Annotated in this window: 23 protein-coding genes; 14 read left to right on the forward strand and 9 right to left on the reverse strand. The window is 72.7% G+C overall.

What is annotated here, in order from left to right; translation table 11 throughout:
* Positions 1-3 precede the first annotated feature (3 nt).
* On the forward strand, positions 4-684 hold the full coding sequence (locus AB0I91_RS14505; RefSeq protein ID WP_498786458.1) for a hypothetical protein: 681 nt from the start codon (positions 4-6) through the stop codon (positions 682-684).
* Positions 685-723: 39 nt separating this feature from the next.
* On the opposite strand, the gene AB0I91_RS14510 is transcribed toward AB0I91_RS14505, so the two are convergent.
* Positions 724-2,763 carry a beta-galactosidase gene (locus AB0I91_RS14510; RefSeq protein WP_499637111.1) on the reverse strand — a complete coding sequence of 680 codons (2,040 nt, stop codon included), beginning with the start codon at positions 2,761-2,763 and terminating at the stop codon, positions 724-726.
* A gap of 168 nt (positions 2,764-2,931) precedes the next feature.
* Between AB0I91_RS14510 and AB0I91_RS14515 the strand changes: the two genes are divergently transcribed.
* The 4 genes from AB0I91_RS14515 to AB0I91_RS14530 are packed head-to-tail and all read left to right on the forward strand — an operon-like array spanning position 2,932 to position 7,003.
* Positions 2,932-4,218 (forward strand): ABC transporter substrate-binding protein, encoded by a 1,287-nt coding sequence (locus AB0I91_RS14515; protein ID WP_499637113.1) that lies wholly within the window; start codon positions 2,932-2,934, stop codon positions 4,216-4,218.
* A 4-nt stretch (positions 4,219-4,222) separates the two neighbouring features.
* Complete coding sequence (locus AB0I91_RS14520; protein ID WP_498786451.1) at positions 4,223-5,149, forward strand: carbohydrate ABC transporter permease; 927 nt, start codon at positions 4,223-4,225, stop codon at positions 5,147-5,149.
* Positions 5,146-5,979, forward strand: a complete 834-nt coding sequence (locus AB0I91_RS14525) for a carbohydrate ABC transporter permease (RefSeq protein ID WP_499617569.1) — start codon at positions 5,146-5,148, stop codon at positions 5,977-5,979. The genes AB0I91_RS14520 and AB0I91_RS14525 overlap by 4 nt, the downstream gene beginning before the upstream one ends.
* 7 nt (positions 5,980-5,986) lie before the next feature.
* On the forward strand, positions 5,987-7,003 hold the full coding sequence (locus AB0I91_RS14530; protein ID WP_499637115.1) for a LacI family DNA-binding transcriptional regulator: 1,017 nt from the start codon (positions 5,987-5,989) through the stop codon (positions 7,001-7,003).
* Between the two features lie 172 nt (positions 7,004-7,175).
* On the opposite strand, the gene AB0I91_RS14535 is transcribed toward AB0I91_RS14530, so the two are convergent.
* The 3 genes from AB0I91_RS14535 to AB0I91_RS14545 are packed head-to-tail and all read right to left on the reverse strand — an operon-like array spanning position 7,176 to position 10,324.
* Positions 7,176-7,817: a response regulator transcription factor gene (locus tag AB0I91_RS14535; RefSeq protein WP_499637117.1), complete on the reverse strand. Its 642-nt coding sequence runs from the start codon at positions 7,815-7,817 to the stop codon at positions 7,176-7,178.
* Positions 7,814-8,890: a sensor histidine kinase gene (locus tag AB0I91_RS14540; RefSeq protein ID WP_499637119.1), complete on the reverse strand. Its 1,077-nt coding sequence runs from the start codon at positions 8,888-8,890 to the stop codon at positions 7,814-7,816. The genes AB0I91_RS14535 and AB0I91_RS14540 overlap by 4 nt, the downstream gene beginning before the upstream one ends.
* Positions 8,891-8,902: 12 nt before the next feature.
* Complete coding sequence (locus AB0I91_RS14545; RefSeq protein WP_499637120.1) at positions 8,903-10,324, reverse strand: alpha/beta hydrolase; 1,422 nt, start codon at positions 10,322-10,324, stop codon at positions 8,903-8,905.
* A gap of 228 nt (positions 10,325-10,552) precedes the next feature.
* Here AB0I91_RS14545 and AB0I91_RS14550 point away from each other — a divergent pair, with 228 nt between their 5' ends.
* On the forward strand, positions 10,553-12,298 hold the full coding sequence (locus tag AB0I91_RS14550; protein WP_499637260.1) for an AfsR/SARP family transcriptional regulator: 1,746 nt from the start codon (positions 10,553-10,555) through the stop codon (positions 12,296-12,298).
* Between the two features lie 178 nt (positions 12,299-12,476).
* On the opposite strand, the gene AB0I91_RS14555 is transcribed toward AB0I91_RS14550, so the two are convergent.
* Positions 12,477-13,073 carry an MmpS family transport accessory protein gene (locus AB0I91_RS14555; protein WP_499637121.1) on the reverse strand — a complete coding sequence of 199 codons (597 nt, stop codon included), beginning with the start codon at positions 13,071-13,073 and terminating at the stop codon, positions 12,477-12,479.
* Between the two features lie 205 nt (positions 13,074-13,278).
* Positions 13,279-13,923, reverse strand: coding sequence for a GTP cyclohydrolase II (locus AB0I91_RS14560; protein WP_498786722.1), 645 nt, complete (start codon positions 13,921-13,923; stop codon positions 13,279-13,281).
* A gap of 95 nt (positions 13,924-14,018) precedes the next feature.
* On the opposite strand from AB0I91_RS14560, the gene AB0I91_RS14565 reads away from it, so the two are divergent.
* Genes AB0I91_RS14565 through AB0I91_RS14580 form a run of 4 tightly spaced genes read left to right on the forward strand, consistent with a single transcriptional unit; the run spans position 14,019 to position 17,297 of the window.
* Positions 14,019-14,417 carry a 6-pyruvoyl trahydropterin synthase family protein gene (locus AB0I91_RS14565; RefSeq protein ID WP_498786737.1) on the forward strand — a complete coding sequence of 133 codons (399 nt, stop codon included), beginning with the start codon at positions 14,019-14,021 and terminating at the stop codon, positions 14,415-14,417.
* The gene (locus AB0I91_RS14570) at positions 14,414-15,421 is read left to right on the forward strand and encodes a glycosyltransferase family 4 protein (RefSeq protein ID WP_499617578.1); all 1,008 of its coding nucleotides are present in this window, start codon (positions 14,414-14,416) and stop codon (positions 15,419-15,421) included. The genes AB0I91_RS14565 and AB0I91_RS14570 overlap by 4 nt, the downstream gene beginning before the upstream one ends.
* Positions 15,418-16,239, forward strand: a complete 822-nt coding sequence (locus tag AB0I91_RS14575) for a class I SAM-dependent methyltransferase (RefSeq protein ID WP_499637122.1) — start codon at positions 15,418-15,420, stop codon at positions 16,237-16,239. Before AB0I91_RS14570 ends, AB0I91_RS14575 begins: the two co-directional genes overlap by 4 nt.
* Positions 16,236-17,297, forward strand: a complete 1,062-nt coding sequence (locus AB0I91_RS14580) for a lysylphosphatidylglycerol synthase transmembrane domain-containing protein (RefSeq protein ID WP_499637123.1) — start codon at positions 16,236-16,238, stop codon at positions 17,295-17,297. The genes AB0I91_RS14575 and AB0I91_RS14580 overlap by 4 nt, the downstream gene beginning before the upstream one ends.
* Here AB0I91_RS14580 and AB0I91_RS14585 read toward each other — a convergent pair.
* Entirely contained in the window at positions 17,226-17,909 is a 684-nt protein-coding gene (locus AB0I91_RS14585) for a creatininase family protein (protein ID WP_498786726.1), read from the reverse strand. The two genes, AB0I91_RS14580 and AB0I91_RS14585, sit on opposite strands and share 72 nt — an antisense overlap.
* Positions 17,896-18,864: a zinc-dependent alcohol dehydrogenase gene (locus AB0I91_RS14590; RefSeq protein WP_499637125.1), complete on the reverse strand. Its 969-nt coding sequence runs from the start codon at positions 18,862-18,864 to the stop codon at positions 17,896-17,898. Before AB0I91_RS14590 ends, AB0I91_RS14585 begins: the two co-directional genes overlap by 14 nt.
* Before the next feature lie 44 nt (positions 18,865-18,908).
* Here AB0I91_RS14590 and AB0I91_RS14595 point away from each other — a divergent pair, with 44 nt between their 5' ends.
* Together AB0I91_RS14595 and AB0I91_RS14600 are read left to right on the forward strand one after the other, a co-directional pair.
* Complete coding sequence (locus AB0I91_RS14595) at positions 18,909-19,640, forward strand: CDP-alcohol phosphatidyltransferase family protein (RefSeq protein ID WP_499637126.1); 732 nt, start codon at positions 18,909-18,911, stop codon at positions 19,638-19,640.
* A complete protein-coding gene (locus AB0I91_RS14600; RefSeq protein ID WP_498786729.1) occupies positions 19,633-20,019 on the forward strand; it encodes a DoxX family protein in 387 nt (128 codons plus the stop codon). Before AB0I91_RS14595 ends, AB0I91_RS14600 begins: the two co-directional genes overlap by 8 nt.
* Here AB0I91_RS14600 and AB0I91_RS14605 read toward each other — a convergent pair.
* The gene (locus AB0I91_RS14605; protein WP_498786730.1) at positions 20,001-20,672 is read right to left on the reverse strand and encodes a RibD family protein; all 672 of its coding nucleotides are present in this window, start codon (positions 20,670-20,672) and stop codon (positions 20,001-20,003) included. The genes AB0I91_RS14600 and AB0I91_RS14605 overlap by 19 nt on opposite strands.
* A 74-nt stretch (positions 20,673-20,746) precedes the next feature.
* Here AB0I91_RS14605 and AB0I91_RS14610 point away from each other — a divergent pair, with 74 nt between their 5' ends.
* Both AB0I91_RS14610 and AB0I91_RS14615 read left to right on the forward strand, forming a co-directional pair.
* Positions 20,747-21,880, forward strand: coding sequence for a sensor histidine kinase (locus AB0I91_RS14610; protein WP_498786731.1), 1,134 nt, complete (start codon positions 20,747-20,749; stop codon positions 21,878-21,880).
* On the forward strand, positions 21,877-22,545 hold the full coding sequence (locus tag AB0I91_RS14615; protein WP_498786732.1) for a response regulator: 669 nt from the start codon (positions 21,877-21,879) through the stop codon (positions 22,543-22,545). Before AB0I91_RS14610 ends, AB0I91_RS14615 begins: the two co-directional genes overlap by 4 nt.
* Positions 22,546-22,547: the final 2 nt, after the last annotated feature.

Consider the following 22,547-nt stretch of genomic DNA (forward strand, 5'->3'; position numbering starts at 1 on the left):
TCCGTGGCGACGGAGTTCGTGGGAGACCCATCGTGGGTGTGGGGCCTGGCGTCGCGCGACGACGACGTCCGCCGGGAGGCCCTGGCCCGGCACCAAGCGTTGATCAAGGCGGCGGCGGACGCCCTGCGGTGGTCGAACGACGTGTGGGCGCGGGCGGGCACGCCCGCGCCGAGCGAGCCGCACCTGGCCGCCGAGATGGACCAGGCCCGTGCCGCCTTCCGGTACCACCACGGGCAGACGATCATGGAGCTCACCGCGTCGGCGTGGGGCGAGGACCAAGAGCTGCGGGACCGGCACGCGCCGTTCGTGCTGCTCTACCTGGTCTGGGAAGGGCGTTACCCGGACGAGTGGGGCGCCCCCGCCTCGCGCCTGTGGTCGGCGTGGGGCCGCAAGGCGTCGTTGCTGCGCGCGCTCGCCAGGGGCGGCGTGCCGGAGACCATCCGGCCGCGGATGACGGACCTGCTCACCGACGTGCTGCGCCGCCGCTACCGCTGCAAGGACTGGATGTACGCGCGGCTGGTCCGGCACATCGCGGACGACCGGTTCCACGAGCGGATGCGGAGCCTGCTCGCGGACGACGACCCGGACGTGCGGCTGCGCGCGGAGTTCCTGCTGCACGTGGCCGAGCACCCGCAGCGGCAGGTGCGCCGGACCACGTGGGGCCGGTGGCTCGCCGCGCGCTGACCGGGGCCGTCCCGCGTGGACGGCCCCGGCGCACCGCGCTCAGGACCTGAGCACCGCCGTGCCGCCCGCCGGGACGATCAGCTCGGACTCGCAGTGCCGCCCGGTGAGCAGCTCCGTGCCGGACGCGGCCAGCCGCACCTCGGCGTCGGTGTGGTTGAGCACGAACAGGTAGTCGGCGTCCGAGCCGCGGCGGCGCACCACCTCCACGTCGCGCGGCAGGTCGTCGCGCACCTCGATGCCGGCGCCCGGGAAGACGTCGCTCAGCACCGCGTCGAGCGCCTCCCCGCGCAGCCGGGTCGAGACGTACCAGGCGGTGCCCCCGCCGAGGCGGTGCCGCGTCACCGCCGGACCGCCCGCCGCCGGACCGTCCAGGTAGGAGCGCACGGTCTCCGCGCCGGCCGGCCGGACGTGCTCGGCCCACACGTCACCGCGCAGCCCGCCGTCCAGCGAGACCTCCTCGCCGGCGCGCAGCGGCAGGAACTCCTCCACCTCCAGGCCGAGCACGTCGCGCAGCGCGCCGGGGTGGCCGCCGGGGTGCACGGTGTCGTTCGCGTCGACGATGCCGGAGAAGTACGAGACGACGAGCGTGCCGCCGCCGGCCACGTAGTCGTGCAGCACCTTCGCCGCCGCCGTCGACATCAGGTACAGCGACGGCACGACCACGAGCGGGTAGCCGGTCAGGTCGGCCTCCGGCGCGACGAAGTCCACCGTCAGCCGGGCGTCCCACAGCCGCTCGTAGAACGCGCCGACCCGTTCCCGGTAGGACAGGTCCACCGACGGCCGCCAGTCCAGCTCCAGCGCCCACCACGACTCCCAGTCCCACAGCACGGCGACGTCGGCGCGCACCAGGCTGCCGCGCACCTCGTGCAGCGCGCCGAGGTCGCCGCCCAGCCGCACGACCTCCTGCCACAGCCTGCTGCGCGTGCCGGCGTGGGGCAGCATCGCGGAGTGGAACTTCTCCGCGCCGAAGCGGGAAGCGCGCCACTGGAAGAACATCACCGCGTCCGCGCCGCGCGCCACGTGGGCCAGGCTGTTGCGGCGCATCTCGCCGGGTCGCTTGGCGATGTTGCGCGGCTGCCAGTTCACCGCGCCGGTGGAGTGCTCCATGAGCATCCACGGCCGCCCGCCCGCCACCGCGCGGGTCAGGTCCGCCGACATGGCCAGGTCGATGTGGTTGCGGTCGGCCTCGGCGGTCAGGTAGTGGTCGTTGGCCACCACGTCGACCTCGCGGCCCCAGCGCCAGTAGTCGATCGACTTGCAGTTGGTGGTCATGAAGTTCGTGGTGATCGGCACGGTCGAGTGCGCGCGCAGGACGTCGCGCTCGGCCGTGTAGCAGGCCAGCAGCTCGTCGGAGCAGAACCGGGCGAAGTCCAGCTCGTGCGCCGGGTTGCCGGTGGTGCCGGACCGGCGCGGCGGCTCGACTTCGGCCCACTCGCCGTAGCGCTGGCCCCAGAAGCTGGTGCCCCAGGCCGCGTTGAGCGCGTCGAGCGTGCCGTGCCGGGCGCGCAGCCAGCGCCGGAACGCCGCCGCCGACTCGGGGCAGTAGCACGCGCCGACCGGTGCGCCGTACTCGTTGTGCACGTGCCACAGCGCCACGGCCGGGTGCTCGCCGTAGCGCGCGCCGAGCTGCCGGGTGATGGTCGCGGCGGCCTGGCGGTAGGCGGGTGCGCTCGGGCAGAACGTCGCGCGCGACCCGCGTTCGAGCTCCGTGCCGTCGCGGGTGACCGGTCGGATCTCCGGGTGCGCGCGGTAGAGCCACGCGGGCGGCACGACGGTCGGCGTGGCCAGGTTGACCGCGATGCCCGCGCCGTGCAGCAGGTCGAGCAGCCGGTCCAGCCAGCCGAAGTCGAACTCGCCGGGCCGCGGCTCCAGCGCCGCCCACGCGTGGATCGCGACGCTGACCAGGTTGACCCCGGCCTGCCGCATCAGCGCGACGTCCTCGACCCACACCTCCTCCGGCCACTGCTCGGGGTTGTAGTCCCCGCCGTAGACGAGCCCGTCCACGCCTACCGGCATCCGCGGCGCGACCGGGTCCTCCGCGGCCCGCTCGTCGGCCTGGCGAGGCACCACAAACGTCATGAACACTCCAGTGGCTGTGAACGTGCACGGTCTGATCGCAGATTACGGTGCAGATAAGACAGGGTGTCAAGTGGTTGACATGCGTTACGCCCAGACAACTACTGTGCACGTTCACAGCGCGGTTCTCGCTGGCAGCGGCGTCAGCGACGCGGAACCCCCGGAGACCTCATGCGACTCGACATCGCGAAGAAGGCCCTGGCACTCGGACTCGGCCTCACCCTGCTCGCCGGCTGCGGCGGTGGCGGCGAAGAGGCCGCCGACGGCCCGGTCGAACTGTCCTTCTGGGCCTGGGCGCCCAACATCGACAAGGTCGTCGACAAGTGGAACGCGGCCCACCCGGACGTTCAGGTCGTGGTGAGCAAGCAGGCCCAGGGCGACGACCTGGTGACCAAGCTCCTGACCAGCGCGAAGGGCGGCAACCCGCCGGACCTGGCGCAGGTGGAGTTCCAGGCGCTGCCGACGCTGGTCAGCAACGACGTGCTGGCCGACATCGCCGAGGGCGCGGCGGGCGCCAAGGACAAGTTCGCGCCCGGCATCTGGGACCAGGTCACGCTGGGCGGCAGCGGCGTCTACGCCGTGCCGCAGGACTCCGGCCCGATGATGTTCTACTACCGCGCCGACCTGTTCGAGCAGTACGGCCTCAAGGCGCCGACGACCTGGGACGAGTACGCGCGGACCGCGCGTGACCTGCGGGCCAAGGCGCCGGACAAGTTCCTCGGCACGTTCTCGTCCAACGACCCGGGCTGGTTCGCGGGCCTCGTGCAGCAGGCGGGCGCGTCGTGGTGGTCGGTCGACGGCGAGGCGTGGAAGGTCTCCGTGGACGACGCCGCGACCAGGAAGGTCGCGCAGTACTGGAGCGGCCTGATCGCCGAGGGCGTGATCGACAAGTCCCCGATGTACACGCCGGAGTGGAACAAGGCGCTCAACGACGGCACGCAGATCGGCTGGCTGAGCGCGGTGTGGGCGCCGGGCGTGCTCATGGGCAACGCGGAGAGCACGGCGGGCAAGTGGGCGATGGCGCCGATGCCGCAGTGGGACGCCTCCGCGCCGCGCACCGGCAACTGGGGCGGCTCCACCACCGCCGTGACGGCGGGCTCGAAGAAGCAGAAGGCCGCCACGGAGTTCGCGATCTGGCTCAACACCGACCCGACCGCCGTCGAGGCGCTGGTCAAGGAGAGCGGCATCTACCCGGCGGCGACGTCGGCGCAGCAGTCGCAGTCCCAGCCGCCCGCGTTCTTCCCGAACCAGCCGGACTTCTACAGCCAGGCCGCGAAGATCGCCGCCACCTCGTCCGGCTTCACGTGGGGCCCGAACGTCAACGTCACCTACACCGCGTACAAGAACGCGATGGGTGAGGCGATCAGCGGTGGCACGGACCTGGTGCCCGCGCTGGCCAAGATGCAGAGCGCGACCGTGGACGACATGAAGGCCAACGGGTTCACGGTGGGCGGCTGACCCCGTGGCGACTCGTGTGCCCGGGCGGGGTGGTGCGGCGCCGAAGGTGGCGCCGTACGCCTTCGTGGCCCCCGCGGTGGTGTTGTTCCTGCTGGTGTTCGCGCTGCCGATCGCCTACACGGTGTACCTGAGCCTGTTCCGCACCGAGGTCAAGGGGCTGGGGCTGGGCAAGGGCAGCCGGTCCGAGGTCTTCGTCGGCCTGGACAACTACGTGCGCGCGCTCACCGACGCCGAACTCGGCGCGGGCGCGCTGCGGGTGCTCGGCTACGGCGCGATCCTGGTGCCGACGATGCTGGGGCTGGCCCTGGTGTTCGCGCTGCTGCTGGACGAGGACCGGGTGCGGGCCCGCGGGTTCAGCCGGATCGCGATCTTCCTGCCGTACGCGGTCCCGGGCGTGATCGCGTCGTTGCTGTGGGGGTTCCTGTACCTGCCGGGCACCAGCCCGTTCAACCAGGCGCTGCGGGCGCTGTCGATGCCCGGCGTGGACCTGCTCTCGCCGACCGGCATCTACTTCGCGCTGGCCAACATCGCGGTGTGGGGCGGTGTCGGCTACAACATGGTCGTCCTCTACACCGCGTTGCGGTCGATCCCGCGCGACCTGTACGAGGCGGCCCGCATCGACGGCTGCACGCCGTGGCAGGTCGCGGTGCGGATCAAGATCCCGCTGCTGGCGCCCGCGCTGGTGCTGACGTCGTTGTTCTCGATCATCGCGACGCTCCAGGTGTTCGCCGAGCCGACCACGCTGGCGCCGCTGACCAACTCGCTCTCGCTCACCTGGACGCCGTTGATGAAGGTCTACCAGGACGCGTTCGGCCGCGGGGACCTCTACTCCGCCGCCGCGACGTCGGTGCTGATCGCCGTGGTGATGTTCGTGATCTCGTTCGCGCTGCTGCGGGTGACGCGGTCGCGGGCGTTCGGGGGTGAGCGGTGAGGGCGCGGCTGGGCGGGTTGCCGACGTTCGTGCTGCTGGTGGGCGCGGCGTACTGCCTGTTCCCGGTGGCGTGGGTGCTGATCGCGGCGACGAAGAGCACCGGTGAGCTGTTCTCGACGACGACGCTGTCGGTCGGGTCGTCGCTGGTGGCGAACCTCGGTGAGCTGAACGGCTACCGCGGCGGCGTGTTCTGGCAGTGGATGGCGAACTCCGCCCTGTACGCGGGGGTGGGCGCGCTGCTGTCCGCGGCGTTGTCCGGCGTCACGGGGTACGCGCTGGCCAAGTACGCGTTCCGGGGTCGGGCGTTGATCTTCAACGCGCTGATCGCGGGCGTGCTGGTGCCCGCCGTGGTGCTGGCCGTGCCGCAGTACCTGCTGATGGCGGAGATCGGCCTGACCGACACCTACCTGTCCGTGCTGCTGCCGAGCGTGATCAGCCCGTACGGCATCTACCTGGCCCGCATCTACGCCGCCGCGTCCGTGCCCGAGGACGTGGTGGAGGCGGCCCGCACGGACGGCGCGAGCGAGGCGCGGATCCTGGGCTCGATCGCGTTGCCGATGATGGTCCCGGGCCTGGTCACGGTGTTCCTGTTCCAGTTCGTGTCGATCTGGAACAACTTCATGCTGCCTTACATCATGCTCGGCGACGACGGGAAGTTCCCGGTCACGCTGGGGCTCTACACGATGCTCAAGCAGGGCAACACCACGCCCGCGCTGTACACCCTGGTCGTCACCGGTTCGCTGGTGTCGGTGGTGCCTCTGATCGCGCTGTTCCTGACCTTGCAGCGATACTGGCGCATCGACTTGCTCTCCGGAGCGGTGAAAGCATGAGGGAGTCATGAGCGGGAACAGGGCGCCACGGAACCGGCCGACCATCCACGACGTGGCGGCCGCCGCGGGGGTGTCGCGCGGCACGGTGTCGCGCGCGCTCAACGGCGGGCGCAACGTCAGCCCGGCTGCGTTGGAGGCCGTGCTGAAGGCCGTGCGGACCACCGGGTACGTCGCCAACCCGGCCGCGCGCAGCCTCGTCACGCAGCGGGCGCACTCGGTGGCGTTCGTGCTCACCGAACCGCAGCAGCGGCTGTTCGAGGACCCGAACTTCAGCATCCTGCTCCAGGGCTGCACGCAGGAGCTCGCCGAGCTGGACGTGCCCGTGCTGCTCATGACCGCCAGCACCGAGGTGGAGCGCAAGCGGACCAGCCGGTTCATCGCCGCGGGTCACGTGGACGGCGTGCTGCTGGTGTCGTCGCACACCGGCAACCCGCTGCTGGACGAGCTGCGCGACTCGGGCATCCCGGTCGTGGCCTGCGGCAAGCCGATCGGCCACGAGGGCCAGGTCGCCTACGCCGCGGCCGACGACCGTTCGGGTGCGCGGCAGATGGTGGAGCACCTGCGCTCGCGCGGACGGCGGCGGATCGCCACCATCACCGGCCCGCCCGACACCCCCGGCGGCGTGGAGCGGCTCGCCGGGTACCGGGACGTGCTGGGTGCGGACGCCACCGCGGACCTGATCGCGCACGGCGACTACAGCCGTGCCGGCGGCGAGTCCGCCATGACCACCCTGCTGGACCGTGCGCCGGACCTGGACGCGGTGTTCGTCGCGTCCGACCTGATGGCGGCGGGTGCGCTGAACGTGCTGCACGACTCCGGCCGGCGCGTGCCCGACGACGTCGCCGTGGGCGGCTTCGACGACTCCAGCATCGCCACCTCCACCCGCCCGGCGCTGACCACGGTGCGGCAACCGTTCCAGCGCATCACCCGCGAGATGGTCCGCCTCCTGCTGGAGCAGATCCAAGGCGAACCACCGGCCGCCTCGATCCTCCCCACCGAACTGGTCGTCCGCGCCTCGACCTGACCGCTACCGGTCGCGTCAGGCGAGCGGCGAGAGGGTCGTCGCCGCCTCGGCGATCCGTCGTGCGGTCTCGGTCTTGAGGCTGCTGCGTGCCGAGTCGATCCACCCGTCGACCCTCCGCACGCCGGTGTCGCGGCCATACCCGTGCCCCGTGCCCGTGCGGTTCCGACCACGGTCACCGGACGAGACCATGCTCGTACGCGTAGATCACCGCGTGCACGCGCGTCCGAAGGCCGAGCTTGGTGAGGATCCGGGCCACGTGGGTCTTCACCGTGCCCTCCTCGATGGTCAGCGCCGCCGCGATCTCCGCGTTGCTCAACCCACGCACGACGTGCGCCAACACCTCCTGCTCACGCGGCGTGAGGTGGTCGACCTCCCGGGGCGCGGGCCGTGGTGACAGCTGCGCGAAGCGGGCGATGAGCCGGCCCGCCACCTTCGGGTCGATCAGGCCGCGACCCTCGTGCAGGCCGCGCACCGCGGCCAACAACAGCGCGGGATCGCTGTCCTTCAACAGGAAACCGCCCGCGCCCGCCGCCAAGGCACCGAACAGGTACTCGTCCAGGTCGAAGGTCGTCAGAGCCAGGATCTTCGGCCCCGGCTCCACCGCGCCGAGCCGGCTGATCGCGGAAATCCCGTCGCCGTGCGGCATCCGCAAGTCCATCACGACCACGTCCGGCCGCCGGGTCAGCGCCACGTGGACGGCTTCCGCACCGCCGGCCGCCTCGCCGACCACCTCGATGTCCGGCTCACCGTCCAGCACCATCCGCAACGCTTCCCGCACGGCGGCCTGGTCGTCGGCGACGAGCACGCGGATCACCGGTCCGCCCTCCCCGTCGGCAACTCGGCCCGCACCCGCCACCCGCCCGTCTCACCCGGCCCGACCGCGAGCGTGCCACCGACCTGCCGCACGCGCTCCCGCATCCCGCGCATCCCCTGGCCCTCGGCCTCGACGGGACCGGCCACCGATCCGTCGTCGACCACCGTCACGACCAACCGCCCCCGATCCCGGTGCAACGACACCTCCACCTCGCCGGCCGTCGAATGACGCGCGATGTTGGTCAACGCCTCCTGCACCACCCGGAACGCCGTGTGGTCGACGCCGGGCGGCACGGCGGCAGCCGAACCGGACCGCCGCACGGTCACCCGGCGATCCGGTCCCGACAGCCTCCCGGCCACCCGGTCCACGTCGGCCAGTCCCATCCCGGACGGCACGTCGCGCAGCGTGCTCAGCAGGTCCCGCACCTCGTCCAACGCGGACCGCGACAGGTCGGCGATGGTCCCCAGCGCCCGATCGGCGACGGGCGGCGCGCCGGCCAGCACCCGCTGGGCCGCGGTCGCCTGCAGGCGGATCGCGGTGAGGTGGTGGCCGACGCTGTCGTGCACGTCGCGCGCGAGCCGGGCCCGTTCCTCCGCCAGCACGCGGTCGGCTTCGGCCCGCTGCATTCGCGACGCCTGCTCCGCCCGTTCCCGGTGCAGGCGCAGCGCGTACCCGGTCGCCACCGGCGCCACCCCCATCACCACCAGGTCCGTGATCGTGAAGACCCGCACCGGGCTGCCCGCGATCACCGCGCTGACAAGGACCCAGCACCCGCACACCGCGAGCACCAGCCCGGGCCCGCGCTCGCGGTGGTAGACGGCGGCGGCGAAGGCGCCCATCGTGACCAGCATCCCCGGCCACGCGGGCAGGAGACCGAGACCGCCCAACCCCACCACCGCCGACAGCACCGCCCCCGTCAACGGCAGCACGCGCCGCAGCAGCAAGGGCAGGCTGACGCACAGGGAACCGACCACCGCCCCCGAGGGCAGCCGGCCACCTCCCTCCCAGAAGGTCAGGAGCACCAGCGCCGCCGTGACGGCCACGACGAACAGCACCTCGCGGACGTGTCGCATGAGGGCCATGGTCTACGCGGCGCCGCAGGCCGTTCCTCCGGGTGGCAACGCACCCGTCGTCAGGTAGCGGTGGACGTGCTCCCGGACGCACGGGTGCCCGCTCAGGTACAAGGCGTGCCCGCCCTTCACCGGCAGGTACCGCGCGTTCTCCCACTGCGCCACCACCCGCTGCGCGTCCCGGGGCGGTGTCGCGTTGTCGTACTCACCACTGGCCACCAGGATCGGCGCCGACCCGGAGACCCGCAGCCGGTGCGGCCGGTAGGTCCCGGTGTCCGGCAGTCCGGCGCAGTGGTAGGCCATCGGCCACGTCGCGACCCACCCGATGTGGGGCGTGACCTGCCGCAACCCCGCTTCCCACGACTTGAGCACCCGGTAGTCGTCCGGGTACGGGAAGTCGGCGCAGAACGCGATCCGGGACAGGTCGGGGTCGAGCGCGCCGGCGGGCTGCTCGGCGAACCGGGTGGCATCGCCCGCGTGCGCCTCGGCGACGGCCCGCGCCAACTCGGGCCAGTCCGCCTCGAATCCGGGATTGGTCCTCGACGCGATCCTCGACGCGGTCACGGTCGTGTCGCCGGCGGGGATCGGTTCCCGCGCCGCCCGGGCGAGCAGCTCGTCCCAGACGTGGAGCACGTCACGCCCGTGCAGCGCGCAGCCTGCCTCCCCGGCGCACCACTCGGCGAACCGCACCATGTTGCGCTCCATGGTTTGCGCCCGCGGCAACAGCCACTCGGTCCAGGACCGGGTGGTGTGGTCCAGCACGCTGTCCAGGTACACCCGGCCGAACCGCCCCGGGAAGAACCGCGCGTACGCCTGGGCGTAGACCGTGCCGTAGGAGTTGCCGTAGTAGTTCAGCCTCGGCTGCCCCAACGCCACCCGGATCGCGTCCATGTCGTGCGCGACCTGCCGGGAGTCCAGCCGACCCGCCAGCGGCCCGGCGGCCACCCGCCCGCAGTCGACGCCGAACCGGCGGTTCGCCTCCCAGTACCGCTCGTACGTGGCCTGGTTCGGTGACGCCCACTCCAGGTTCTCGGGCAGCGGCGCCGGGTACGGGCAGGTGATCCCGGCACTCGCCTCGAAACCGCGCGGGTCGGAGACCACGACGTCGAACCACCGCGTCAGGTCCTCGAACGCGCCCTTGGCGACGCGCAGCGTCGAGATCTGCTGCGCGGGCCCACCGAGGTTGACCAGCAGCACGCCCTTCTTCGTGGCGGGGTCCCGGGCGGGCAGCCGGGCGACACCCAGCGTCACCCGCGCGCCGCCCGGCTCGTCCCAGTCCGCGGGCACGGCGACCTCACCGCACTGCAACCCGTCCCCGCAGTCGACCCACGACACCTGTGACCGCGCATCACCCACCGCCTGGGCCGCACCCGGCGCGACGGTGAGCGCGCCGATCAGACCCACGGCCGCCGCCATGCCCTTGATCGTCTTTCTCATGCGCCCAGCGTGCTCGCCGCCCGCGCGCCCGCGCGTCTGCCTTTCGACAGATCTTCGGCCGAAAGAACTCACGTGATTCCCGACACGGCGCTCAACACGTCGGCCGACTCGCGAGGTGAACTCGCGATAAGGTGAAATAATCCCAACTACATTGTTGGCGCGGTTACTTTGTGACAGATTTTCTCCTACAGTGGCTCGGTGAAGTTCGGAGTGCTCGGGCCGCTTACCGTGTCCGGATCGGATGGTGCGCACGTACAGATTCGTGGCCGACGTCTGCGGACCCTTCTCGCTGTTCTGCTGATGCACGCGGGCAAACCGGTTTCCGTCAACCACCTCGTTGACGCGATATGGGACGGCGACCCGCCCAAGTCGTATCTCTCCAACCTGCACACCTACGTGTCACGGCTGCGCGAACGGCTGCCCGGTCTGCGGATCGACCACGTCGACGGCCAGTACCTCTTACGCGTCGGGCCGGGCGACCTCGACCTGCTCGTGTTCCGGGCGAAGGTCGACGCCGCACGGCTCGCCGCACGCCGTGGCGAGCACGCCCTCGCCGCCGACCTCTACCGCAGCGCGCTGGCGCTGTGGCGGGACCGCCCCGTGGCCGACCTCGACGTCTCGGCGCTGGAACCGGAGATCTCGCACGGCGAGACCACGCGGCTGCTCGTCCTCGAGGACCGGTTCGAAGCCGAACTCGCCGCCGGGCGCCACGTCGAGGTGGTCGGCGAGCTGGAGGCGGCGGTGGCCGAGCACCCGACGCGGGAGCGGCTGTGCCGCCAGCTCATGATCGCCTTGTGCGGCGCCGGCAGGCAGGCCGACGCGCTGGCCGTGTACCGGACGGCCCGTGACGCGATGGTCGACGCGCTCGGCCTGGAGCCGAGCCCGGCGCTGCGGCGGCTGCACCAGGAGATCCTCCGCGGCGACGTGCCGGAGCCGGCCGCCGAGCCGGTCGAGCCCGCGTTCCCGCTGTGCCAGCTCCCCCCGGACACCGCCGACTTCGCCGGCCGCGGCGGTGAGCTGGAGCAGGTCGTCGCGGCGCTGCGGGCGAACGCCGCCTCCGTGCCGGTCGTCGTGCTCACCGGCGAGCCGGGCGTCGGCAAGACCGCGTTGGCGATCAGGGTGGCGCACCGGCTGCGGGCCGAGTTCCCGGACGGACAGCTGTTCGCGGACCTCGCGGGCACGACGCCGAACCCCAAGCAGGCCCGTGACGTGCTGGGCAGCCTGCTGCGGGCGTTGTGGCGCAACGGCGCGCCGATCCCGGAGGACCTGGAGGACCGGGCGGGGGCCGTCCGCGCGTGCCTCGCCGACCGGCGGGTGCTGGTCGTGCTGGACGACGCCGCGTCCGCCGCCCAGGTCCGCGCCCTGCTGCCCGGAACCGCAGGCTGCGCCGTGCTCGTCACCGGCCGCGGCAGGCTGGACGGCCTGGCCGGCTCGACGTCGCTGGCCGTCCCGCCGTTCGGCGTGGACGAGGCTCGCGCGCTGCTGGGCCGGATCGCGGGCCGTGAACGCGTCGAACTGGAACGTGCCGCCGCCGACGAAGTAGTGGCGCTGTGCGGCGGCGTGCCGCTGGCCGTGCGGATCGCCGCGACCCGCCTGGCCGCCCGGCGGCACCTGAGCGTGCGGTCGCTCGCCGACCGGTTGGCCGACGAACGCGGCCGCTTGGACGAGCTGGCCGTCGGCGGTCTCCAGGTGCGGCCGGCGGTCGCGAGCAGCTACGCGGCCTTGGCGCCGCCGGCCCGCGCCGGACTCCGCCGACTGGCGCTGCTCGGGCCCGTGGACGTCGCCGAGAGCGTGGTCGCCGCCGTGCTGGGCGTGCCGGACGCCGACGGGGTGGTCGAGGAGTTGGTGCGGTCGAGCCTGCTCACACCGGGTGGCCTGAACGCCGGCGGCCAGCCCCTCTACCGGCTGCCCGAGCTCGTGCGGGTGTACGGCGTGGAGCAGGCCGACCGCGAGGACCGCAACGCGATCCTCTGACTCGTGGGCACCACCACACGGTTGCCTGACCAGCAAGCCGGCCACACGTTCGTCCGACCAAGCAAGCCCGCCACACGATCGTCCGACCAAGACCGAGGGCCCGGCGGAGAACATCCCACCGGGCCCTCGATCACGTCACCTCGCTCCACATCACCTCACGACGTGCGCGTCACCACGATCAGGTGCCCATGCACGACGCCGTGGCGAACGGACCGGTCGCCGTGTTCGTCGACACGACCTCGCCGTCGACCGTGATCTTGCAGCTCACCGTGCCGCCGTTCTCGTCCGCCGTCGCCGTGAGCGTGCCGCCCTTGTAAACGCCCTGGTTCTCCGTCTGCGTGGTCCACGGCAGGGTCGCGGCCGTCTCGGTCTTCGGGTCGAGCACCTCGCCGTAGAGGATCTCCACGTTCGCCGCGTCACCGGTGACCTCGTAGTCGACCTTGGCGACCCGGTTGACCTCCTCCTGGATCTCGTTGACCGCGGAGTTGAACACGAACACCCACACGATGCAGACCGCCAGGCCGATCACCGACACCGCGATGCCGGTGATGGACAGGCCCTTGTTGGTGGCACGTCCCTTGTTCACCCTGGCCAGTCCGACGGCCGAGAAGATGAGACCCAGGGTCACGAGCGGCCAGGCGACCACGCCGATGAACGGGATGGGCGAGAACACCAGACCCACCAGGCCGAGGACGAACCCCGCCGTGCCCAAGCCGTTGCGAGGCGGCTGGGGGATCGGCGGCGGCACTGGCGGATAGGAGGTCTGCTGGCTCATGAGTTCTTTTCTCTTCCTGAATTGCCTGAATTGCGGAATGTGTGCGCCGAGCGAGCCGCGGCTCACCGGAAATGCGCGTCGCGGCACCGTCCTCCGTTTTGGGGAACGGCGGGTAAATGACGCACGGGGCGTCGGCGTCGCATAGCCTCGCACGCGTCACCACACGCCCCGCACACACACCGTGCACAGTTCAGGAGGTCCCGGGTTACCGGGCCGTGGGATATTCGTAGCCCGCCGGCTGGTCCACCTGCGGCAGGTCGTGGCCCAGCCGGTCGCGCTTCGCGGTCAGGTAGCCGATGTTGTGCGGGTTGGGCCGCATCAGGTGCGGCACGCGGTCCGCGACCTCGATGCCGTTGGCCTCCAACGACTCGATCTTGTCCGGGTTGTTCGACATCAACCGCACGGACGTGACGCGCAGGTGCTTCAGCACGCGCGCGGCCGGTGAGTAGTCCCGGACGTCGACGGGGAGCCCGAGCGTGGTCGCCGAGTCGAGCGTGTCCAGGCCCTGCTCGTCCTGCAGCACGTGCGTGCGCACCTTCGCCACCAGGCCGATGCCGCGCCCCTCGTGACCGCGCAGGTAGATCAGGATGCCGCTGCCCTCGGCCACGATCCGGTCCAGCGCCGCGTCGAGCTGGTCGCCGCACTCGCAGCGCATCGCGCCGAAGAGGTCGCCGGTCATGCACTCGGAGTGCACGCGCACCAGCACGTTCTCGCGCAGCGCCGTGCGGCCGTAGACGAGCGCCATGTGCTCGTGCCCGTCGACCCGGAACGCCACCGCGCGGAACGTGCCGCGTCGCGTGACCAGGTCCGACTCCGCCAGGTCCTCGTCGTTGAAGGCTTCTTCGCGCATCCGGCTCCCTCGTCACCCGAACCCGACACCGGCGAGGAGATCACTACGCTCGACCGGTACTTGCACCGTAGCTCGCTCACTCGGCGGAGGTCACCCTGTTCAGCATCACCGTTCGTGATCACGTGATGGTCGCCCACAGCTTCCGCGGCGAGGTCTTCGGTCCCGCCCAACGGCTGCACGGGGCGACGTTCGTGGTGGACGCGAGGTTCAAGCGGGAAGAGCTCGACGCCGACAACATCGTGGTCGACATCGGACTCGCGACGGAGCGGCTGCGCGCCGTCCTCGGTGAGCTCAACTACCGCAACCTGGACGACGTGCCGGAGTTCGCCGGGGTCAACACGTCGACCGAGTTCCTGGCCAAGCACATCGCGGACGAGCTGGCGGAGGCCGTGCACGCCGGTTCGCTCGGCGAGGGCGCGCGGGGGCTGTCCGGCATCGAGGTCTCGCTGCACGAGTCGCACGTCGCGTGGGCGAGCTACGAACGCCCGCTGTGACGGTCCACTTCGTCCTGCCCGGCGGCGTGGACGACCCGGCGTCACCGAGCGGCGGCAACGTCTACGACCGGCGGGTGCTCGACAGCCTCCCCTCGGTGCGCGAGATCGTGGTGCCCGGCTCGTGGCCTCAGCCCGGAACGGCCGCCCGCTCGGCGTTGAGCCAGGCGTTGAGCGGGATCGGGGACGGCTCGGTCGTCGTGCTCGACGGGCTGGTGGCGTGCGGTGTGCCGGAGGTCGTCGTGCCGCACGCCGACCGGTTGCGGCTGGTGGTCCTGGTGCACCTGCCGCTGGCCGACGAGACGGGCCTGCCGCCGGCCCTGGCCGCCCGGCTCGACACCGCCGAGCGGGAGGTCCTCCGGGCCGCGCACGCCGTCGTGGCCACCAGCCCGTCGGCGGCGCGGCGGCTCACGTCGCACCACGGGTTGGCCCGGGTCCACGTCGTCGTGCCCGGCACGGACCCCGCGCCACTGGCCGCCGGCACCGACGGCGTGTCCCGGTTGCTCTGCGTCGCCTCGCTCACTCCCCGCAAGGGGCACGAGGTGCTGGTGCGCGCGCTGGCTTCGGTGGCCGATCTGCCGTGGACCTGCGCGTTCGTCGGGCCGGAGCGGTCGCCGGTGCGCGAGCTGGTCGACCGGCACGGGCTGGCTTCGCGGGTCGAACTGCGCGGTCCTCTCAGCGGTGCGGCGCTCGACGACGCGTACGCGACGGCGGACCTGTTCGTGCTGGCGTCGTTGGCCGAGACGTACGGGATGGTGGTGACCGAGGCGTTGGCCCGGGGTCTGCCGGTGGTGGCCAGCTCCGTGCCGGACGCGCTCGGCTCCGGGGGCGTGCTGCTGCCGGCGGGTGACGTGGCGGCGTTCTCCGAAGCCCTGCGGCGGTGGCTGACCGATGAGGACTGGCGGCGCGACCTGCGCGGTCGTGCGGCGGCACGTCGGCGTGAGCTGTCCACATGGGACGAAACGGCCGCTCGGCTGGCCGAGGTGCTGGCTAGTCTGCGGCCATGAGCACCTTCGCACCGGAATGGCTGTCACTGCGCGAGAAGGCCGACGCGGAGGCCCGCGCGGTGGACCTGGTCGACCGGCTCCTGAAGATCGATCTGAACCGGGACCCCCTCGTGGTGCGTGATCTCGGGTGTGGAACGGGATCGTTGGGACGGTGGCTCGCCGGCCGGTTGGGTGGTCCGCAGCACTGGGTGCTGCACGACCGCGACCCCCGGCTGCTCAGCATCGCGGCGGCGACCGTGAGCGGGGTGACGATCGAGACGCACGAGGGCGACCTGACCGGGCTGACCGGTGCGGACGTCGCCGGGACGTCGCTGGTCACCGCGTCGGCGCTGCTGGACCTGCTGACCGCCGAGGAGGTGGACGCCCTGGCCGGCGCGTGCGTGGAGGCGGGGTGCCCGGCGCTGTTCACGCTGTCGGTGGCGGGTCGGGTGGAGTTCGAGCCGGCCGAGTCGCTGGACGGGGACTTCGAAGCGGCGTTCAACGCGCACCAGCGGCGGGTGGTCGACGGGCGTCGGCTGCTGGGGCCGGATGCCGTCGCCGTCACGGTGGAGGCGTTCGAACGGCGGGGCGCGGAGGTGACGACGAGCCCGAGCCCGTGGCGGCTGGGGCCGGAGCAGGCCGCACTGGTGGGGGAGTGGCTGCGCGGGTGGGCGGGGGCGGCGGTGGAGCAGGAACCGGGGCTGGCCGCCGACGCGCCCGACTACCTGCGGCGCAAGCTCGACCACAGCCGACGCGTGGTGGTGCACCACACGGACCTCCTGGCGGTGCCTCGATCCGCGGTGGTGGACCGCACGGATCCCTTGGCGGTGCCCCGATGACCGGGACGGTCGAGCCGCCCAACGCGCTCACCGGGCCCAACGCACTTGCCCGACCCAACCCACTTGCCCGGCCTTCGCTCGCCCTGCCCAACGCACTTGCCCGGCCCGTGGTGAAGCGGCTGTGGCCCTGGCTGCGGCTCCTGATCGCGGTCGCCATCCTGGTGGCCCTGGGCCGCCGGCTCGGCGCCGACGCGTTCCTGGACGGCCTGCGCGCGGTCGACGGCGGGGCGGTCGCGGCGGCGTTGGGCATCGGGCTGCTGACCACCGTGACCAGCGCCTGGCGGTGGTGTCTCATCGCCCGCCGCCTCGGCCTGCCGCTCACCCTCCGCACCGCCGTGTCCGACTACTACCGCGGCCTCTTCCTCAACGCCGTCCTCCCCGCCGGCGTCCTCGGCGACGTCCACCGGGCCGTGAGCCACGGGCGGCGGGCAGGCGACGTCGGGCGCGGCGTCCGGGCGGTCGTGTTCGAGCGCGCCGCCGGACAGGCCGTGCTGGTCGCCCTCGGCGTCACCGTCCTGCTCACCGAATCCCTTCCCGTCGACGTACCGGTCCTCGGCCTGCTGACCGCCCTCGCCCTCGTCACCCTCGCCGGCCTCTCGGCGAGAGTCCGCCGAGCAGCACGGACCACCTGGGCCGACGCCCGCACCGGCCTGCTGAACCGCGCGGTCCTGCCCAAGGTCGCCCTGCTCTCGGTGGTGACGTTGGCCGGGCACGTGGCGCTGTTCGCGGTGGCGGCCAGGGCCGCCGGCGCCTCGGCACCGACCACCCGCCTCCTCCCGCTGATCGTGCTCGCCCTGCTGGTCATGGCCATCCCGCTGAACGTCGGCGGCTTCGGCCCGCGGGAGGCGTTCCTGGCGGTGGCGTTCGGGGTGGCCGGGCTCGGCGCCGCGCAAGGTGTCACGACCGGCGTCGTCTACGGCGTGCTCGCGCTGATCGGCAGCCTCCCCGGCATCCTCGCCCTGATACCCCGGTCGGGGATACCAGGCTCAGAACACCGACAGGTACGCCCCGAACGACTCGACCAGCGCCGCGAGCACGTCCCGGCCCTTGTCGGCTGAGGCCAGCGACGGCCGCCCGATCACCCCCGACGACGTGTACGGCGCGAGCCCCAGCGTGAGCATGTGCGGCCGGTCGTCGGCCAGGTGGTCGCTCGTCTCGTACCCGGGTCTGACCAGTTCCGGGTGGGCGTGCAGGAGGATGGACGTCTCCAGCTCACCCGCGTGCATGTCGCTGCGCGACGACGTCTCGACCCCGGCGGCGTCGCGTGCCGCGGCCCAGTCGCCGCTGCCGGGGAACAACGCCATCCCCTCCGACTCCTGCACCACGTTCGACAGCACGTAGTTCCCGCCGTGCCCGCTGACCAGCACCAGGTTCGGCACGCCCGAGCGCCGCAACGACTCCGCCACGTCACGCACCACCGCGTACAGCGTCCGCGCCGAGATGCTCACCGTGCCCGGCCACGCCGCGTGCTCCTGCGAGCACGAGATCGTGATCGGCGGCAGCAGCTGCACCGGGTGCGCGTCGGCGATCGCCCGCGCGATCGTGCAGGCGACCACCGTGTCCGTGGCCAGCGGCAGGTACGGGCCGTGCTGCTCGTGGCTGCCGACCGGCAGCACCGCCACGGTCGCCGCACGCGCACGCACGTCTTCGGTGGTGTCAGGCAGGTACATGCCCGGCACGGTAGTCAACGCGGTGGCACAGGGGCGGCAAAGCGCCACCCGCCAGCACGGACGGCAGGTCGTCGAACCGGCTCTCACCGCTGATCAGCGCGTCGAACACGGGATCGGCGAGCAGGTCCAGCGCCAGCGCCATCCGCTCGGCGTACGTGCGGTCCGGCCGCGCCACCACGCCGACCTGGCTGCCGCGCACCCGCAGCCGGCGCGAGTGGAAGAACTCGCCGAGCGGCACCGACACCCGCCGGTCGCCGTACCAGCTCAGCTCCACCACCTGCCCTTCCGGCGCGAGCAGCGCCAACGACCGGGCCAGCCCCTCCTCGGACGCGCTCGCGTGCACGACCAGGTCGCAGTGCCCCGACGCCTCTTCGGGCGACGCGAAGTCGACCCCCAGCGCAGCGGCCACCGACGCGCGGTCCGGGTCGGCGTCCACCAGTTGCAGCCGCACGCCCGGGAACCGGGCCAGCACGGCGGCCACGGCGCACCCCACCATCCCGCCGCCGACGACCGCGATCCGGTCGCCGATCAACGGCCGGGCGTCCCACAGCGCGTTCACCGCCGTCTCCACCGTCCCGGCCAGCACCGCACGCGCGGCGGGCACCGGGTCCGGCACGGGCGTCACGGCGTCGGCGGGCACCACGTAGTGCGTCTGGTGTGGATAGAGGCAGAACACCGTGCGGCCGAGCAGCGGTCCCCGTTCCACCACGCCGACGTTGAGGTAGCCGTACTTCACCGGCCACGGGAACTCGCCCTCCTGGAACGGCGCCCGCATCACGTCGTGCTGGCTCTCCGGCACGCCACCGCGCAGGACCAGGCTCTCCGTGCCCCGGCTGATCCCCGAGTACAGCGTGCGCACCAGCACGTCGTCGGGTCCGGGCTCGGGCAGCGACACGTCCCGGATCTCGGTTTTTCCCGACGAGGTGAACCAGAGTGCCCTCGCAGAGCGTGTCATCTGTACAACCTCCGGACAACGGGGCCACCGCCACGAGGGGCACGATGACGACACTTCACCACAGCACGGCCCGGCAGGGGCAGCCCAGCACCGAGCCGGTCGCCTGGGCGGGCGGCCAGGTGGTCCTGCTCGGCGTGCTGGAGGGCACGGTCGGGTTGGGCGTGCTCGGGTGGCTCGCGGGCCTCGCGTACGCGGTGGCGAACCAGGCGTTGCTCAGCGGCGCGGTGCAGCGGTCGTCGCGCGGGGCGCTGGGGCCGGCCGACCGGGTCACGGTGGCCAGGGGGCTGCTGGTGGGTGGCGTCACGGCGCTGGTGGCCGACGGCGGGCACTACCCGGCGCTGCTGGTCGCGGTCGCCGCCGTCGCGCTGGCGCTGGACTTCGTGGACGGGCAGGTGGCGCGGCGCACGGGCACGGCGTCGGCGATGGGCGCGCGGTTCGACATGGAGGTCGACGCGTTCCTGATCCTGGTGCTGAGCGTGCACGTGGCGCTCACCCTGGGGCCGTGGGTCATGGTGATCGGCGCGCTGCGGTACGCGTTCGTCGTGGCGTCCTGGGGCCTGGCCTGGCTGCGGGACCCGCTGCCGCCGAGCTACGCGCGCAAGGTCGTGGCGGCCGTGCAGGGGATCGCGCTGGTCGTGGCCGCGTCCGGCCAGCTGCCATACCCGGACGTCCTCGTCGGACTCGCGCTGGCCTCGCTCGTCTGGTCGTTCGGCCGTGACATCGCCTGGTTGTGGCGCAATGCCCCCGCATCGGTGGAAGGAGTCAGCCATGGCTGACGCAGCCCGAACGAAGATCAGCGTCGCGAACATCGCCCTCTGGGCGTTGCAGGTGCTGCTGGCCGCGTACTTCGCCTACAGCGGTGTGTCGCTGCTCGGCGACGACTTCGTCGGCAAGTTCGACAAGATCGGCTTCGGCCAGTGGCTGCGGTACGTGACCGGGGTGCTGGAGCTCGCCGGCGCGCTCGGCCTGCTGGTGCCGAGGCTGTGCGGGCTCGCCGCGGCGGGCCTGGTCGGCGTGATGGCCGGCGCGGTCGCCACGGAGCTGGTCATCCTGGGCGACCCCGACGGCGCGGTGCTGCCCGCCGTGCTGCTCGGGCTGGCGGCCGTGGTGGCGCTCGGCCGCCGTGCCACCGTCCTTCAGGCCTTCGGGAAGTAGCGCAGCACGGCGACGTCGCCGAGCTTGTCCACGTCCGCCAGGTGGAAGCGGCGCGCTGGGCCGCCGGGGAACTCGGCCGGGTTGACGAACCGCGGTGCGGCGGCCTGCCCGATCAGCATCGGCGCGACCGCCATCCGGATCTCGTCGGCCAGCCCGGCGGACAGGAACGCAGTGTGGATGGTGGCGCCGCCCTCCACCATGAGCCGGTCGACGCCGCGTGCGCCGAGGTCGTCCAGCAACGCCCCGAAGTCGACCTCCGGTCCCAGCGACACGACCTCCGCCAGGTCGCCCACGGCCTCGACGGCCCGGTCGCGGCCGGAATCGGCGGTGTAGACGAGCTTGTCGCCGCCGTGGTGCCAGAACTTGAGCGCCGGGTCGAGGTCGCCGCTGCCGGTCACGGTCACCTTCATCGGGTGCTCGGGACGTCCCCTGGCCACCCGGGCTGCCCGGCGGTGCGCGCCGTTGACCAGCAGGCGCGGGTTGTCGCAGCGGATCGTGGCCGCGCCGACCATGATCGCGCCGGACTCCGCGCGCACCTGGTCCACGTGGTCGAAGTCCTCGGCGTTGGACAGCGGGAACCGTTGCGCGCTGCGGTCGTCGATGTAGCCGTCCACGCTGACGGCCACGCTGAGCAGGACGTACGGACGGGTCACGCGCCCCACCGTACCGACGTCGTCTCGTACTTCAGGCCGATCCGGCGCGCGCCTCGCTCTCGTACGATCGGCCCGTGCACGCCGTCCTCCGCTCGACGTGGGCTGAACCCCGCCCTCTCCACCCGCCGCGGCGGGTGTGGCGTGACTGGGCGCTCGTGGGCGTGCTCGTGCCGGCGGCGGCGCTGGAGATGGCCCTGCGGACGGACCTGCCGTGGCGCGGCCTGTGGGCCGTCGTGGTGATCGGACTGGTGCCCACCCTGCTGTGGCGCCGGACCCGACCGCTGCTGGTGCTCGTCATCGCCATGGCCGCCACGGGCCTGGTCCCGCTCCTCACCGGCGAGCGCGTCGAGCCCTACACGACGGCGTTCGTGCTGATCCTGGTGTACTCGGTGGTCAGGTGGGGTTCCGGGCGCGAGGCGGTCGTCGGCCTGGCCATCGTGCTCGGAGGCGTGTGCGTGTCCATAGCGCTGCGCCACCTCGCTCTCTTGGACGCGATCGGCGGGCTCACCGTGATGTTCACGGCGACCGCCCTCGGCGTCGCCACGCGCTACCGGGGCCGCCTGCGGGCGCGTGAACTCGACCAGGTCAAGCTGGTGGAACGCGAACGGCTGGCCCGCGACCTGCACGACACGGTCGCCCACCACGTGTCGGCGATCGCGATCCGCGCCCAGGCGGGCCTCGCGACCGCCGTGACGCAGCCGGACGCCGCGACCGACGCGCTGCGCCTGATCGAGGCCGAGGCCTCGCGCGCCCTCGCCGAGATGCGCGCGATGGTCCGCGTCCTGCGGCGCGACGAACCCGTCGACCTGGCGCCCAGCCCGCGCATCGCCGACCTCGGGCAGCTCGCGACGTCGTCCCGCACCGGCCCGTCGGTCGAGGTGGGGCTCGCGGGCGACCTGGACGGCGTCCACCCGTCGGTCGACGCCGCGGTCTACCGCCTGGCCCAGGAAGCGGTCACCAACGCGCGGCGGCACGCCCGGCACGCCACCCGCATCGAGGTGCGCGTCGACGCCGACGACACGTCGGTGCGGCTGCGCGTGAGCGACGACGGCGACGCCTCCGCCGGCGCCTCCGCCGAGCCGGGGTACGGGCTCATCGGCATGGCCGAGCGCGTCGACCTGCTCGGCGGCACCTGCACCGCCGGTCCCGACCGCGACCGGGGCTGGACCGTGACCGCCACCGTGCCCCGGACGGGAACGGGCGCGTGACCGTCCGCGTGGTCGTGGCCGACGACCAGGAGATCGTCCGCACCGGGCTCGCGATGATCCTCGACGCCCAACCGGGCATCGAGGTCGTCGGCGCGGCGGCCGACGGGCGACGGGCCGTGGAACTCGCCCGACGCCTGCGCCCGGACGTGTGCCTGTTCGACATCCGCATGCCCGGTCTCGACGGGATCGAGGCCACCCGGCTGCTGGCCGGACCGGACGTGGCCGACCCGCTCGCCGTCGTCGTCATCACCACGTTCGACCTCGACGAGTACGTCTTCGCCGCGCTCCGGGCGGGCGCCGTCGGCTTCCTGCTCAAGGACGCCGGTCCCGCGCTGCTCGCCCAGGCCGTCCACGCCGCCGCCGAGGGCGACGCGCTGATCGCGCCGAGCATCACCGCCCGGCTGCTCAAGACCTTCGCCGCCGTCGAACCGGTCGCGCCCGCCCAACCCCTGGAACCGCTCACGGACCGCGAGGAGCAGGTCCTGCTCACCGTGGCACGCGGGCGGACGAACCGCGAGATCGCCGACGAGCTGCACATCACCCTGAGCACGGTCAAGACGCACATCGCGAGCCTGATGACCAAGCTGGCCGCCCGCAACCGGGTCGAGATCGCCATGTGGGCCTACGAGACGAACCGCCTCACCGGCCGCCCCCGGTCGACCTGACC

This window comes from Actinosynnema sp. NPDC049800, assembly GCF_040656635.1.
Classification (GTDB): Bacteria; Actinomycetota; Actinomycetes; order Mycobacteriales; family Pseudonocardiaceae; genus Actinosynnema.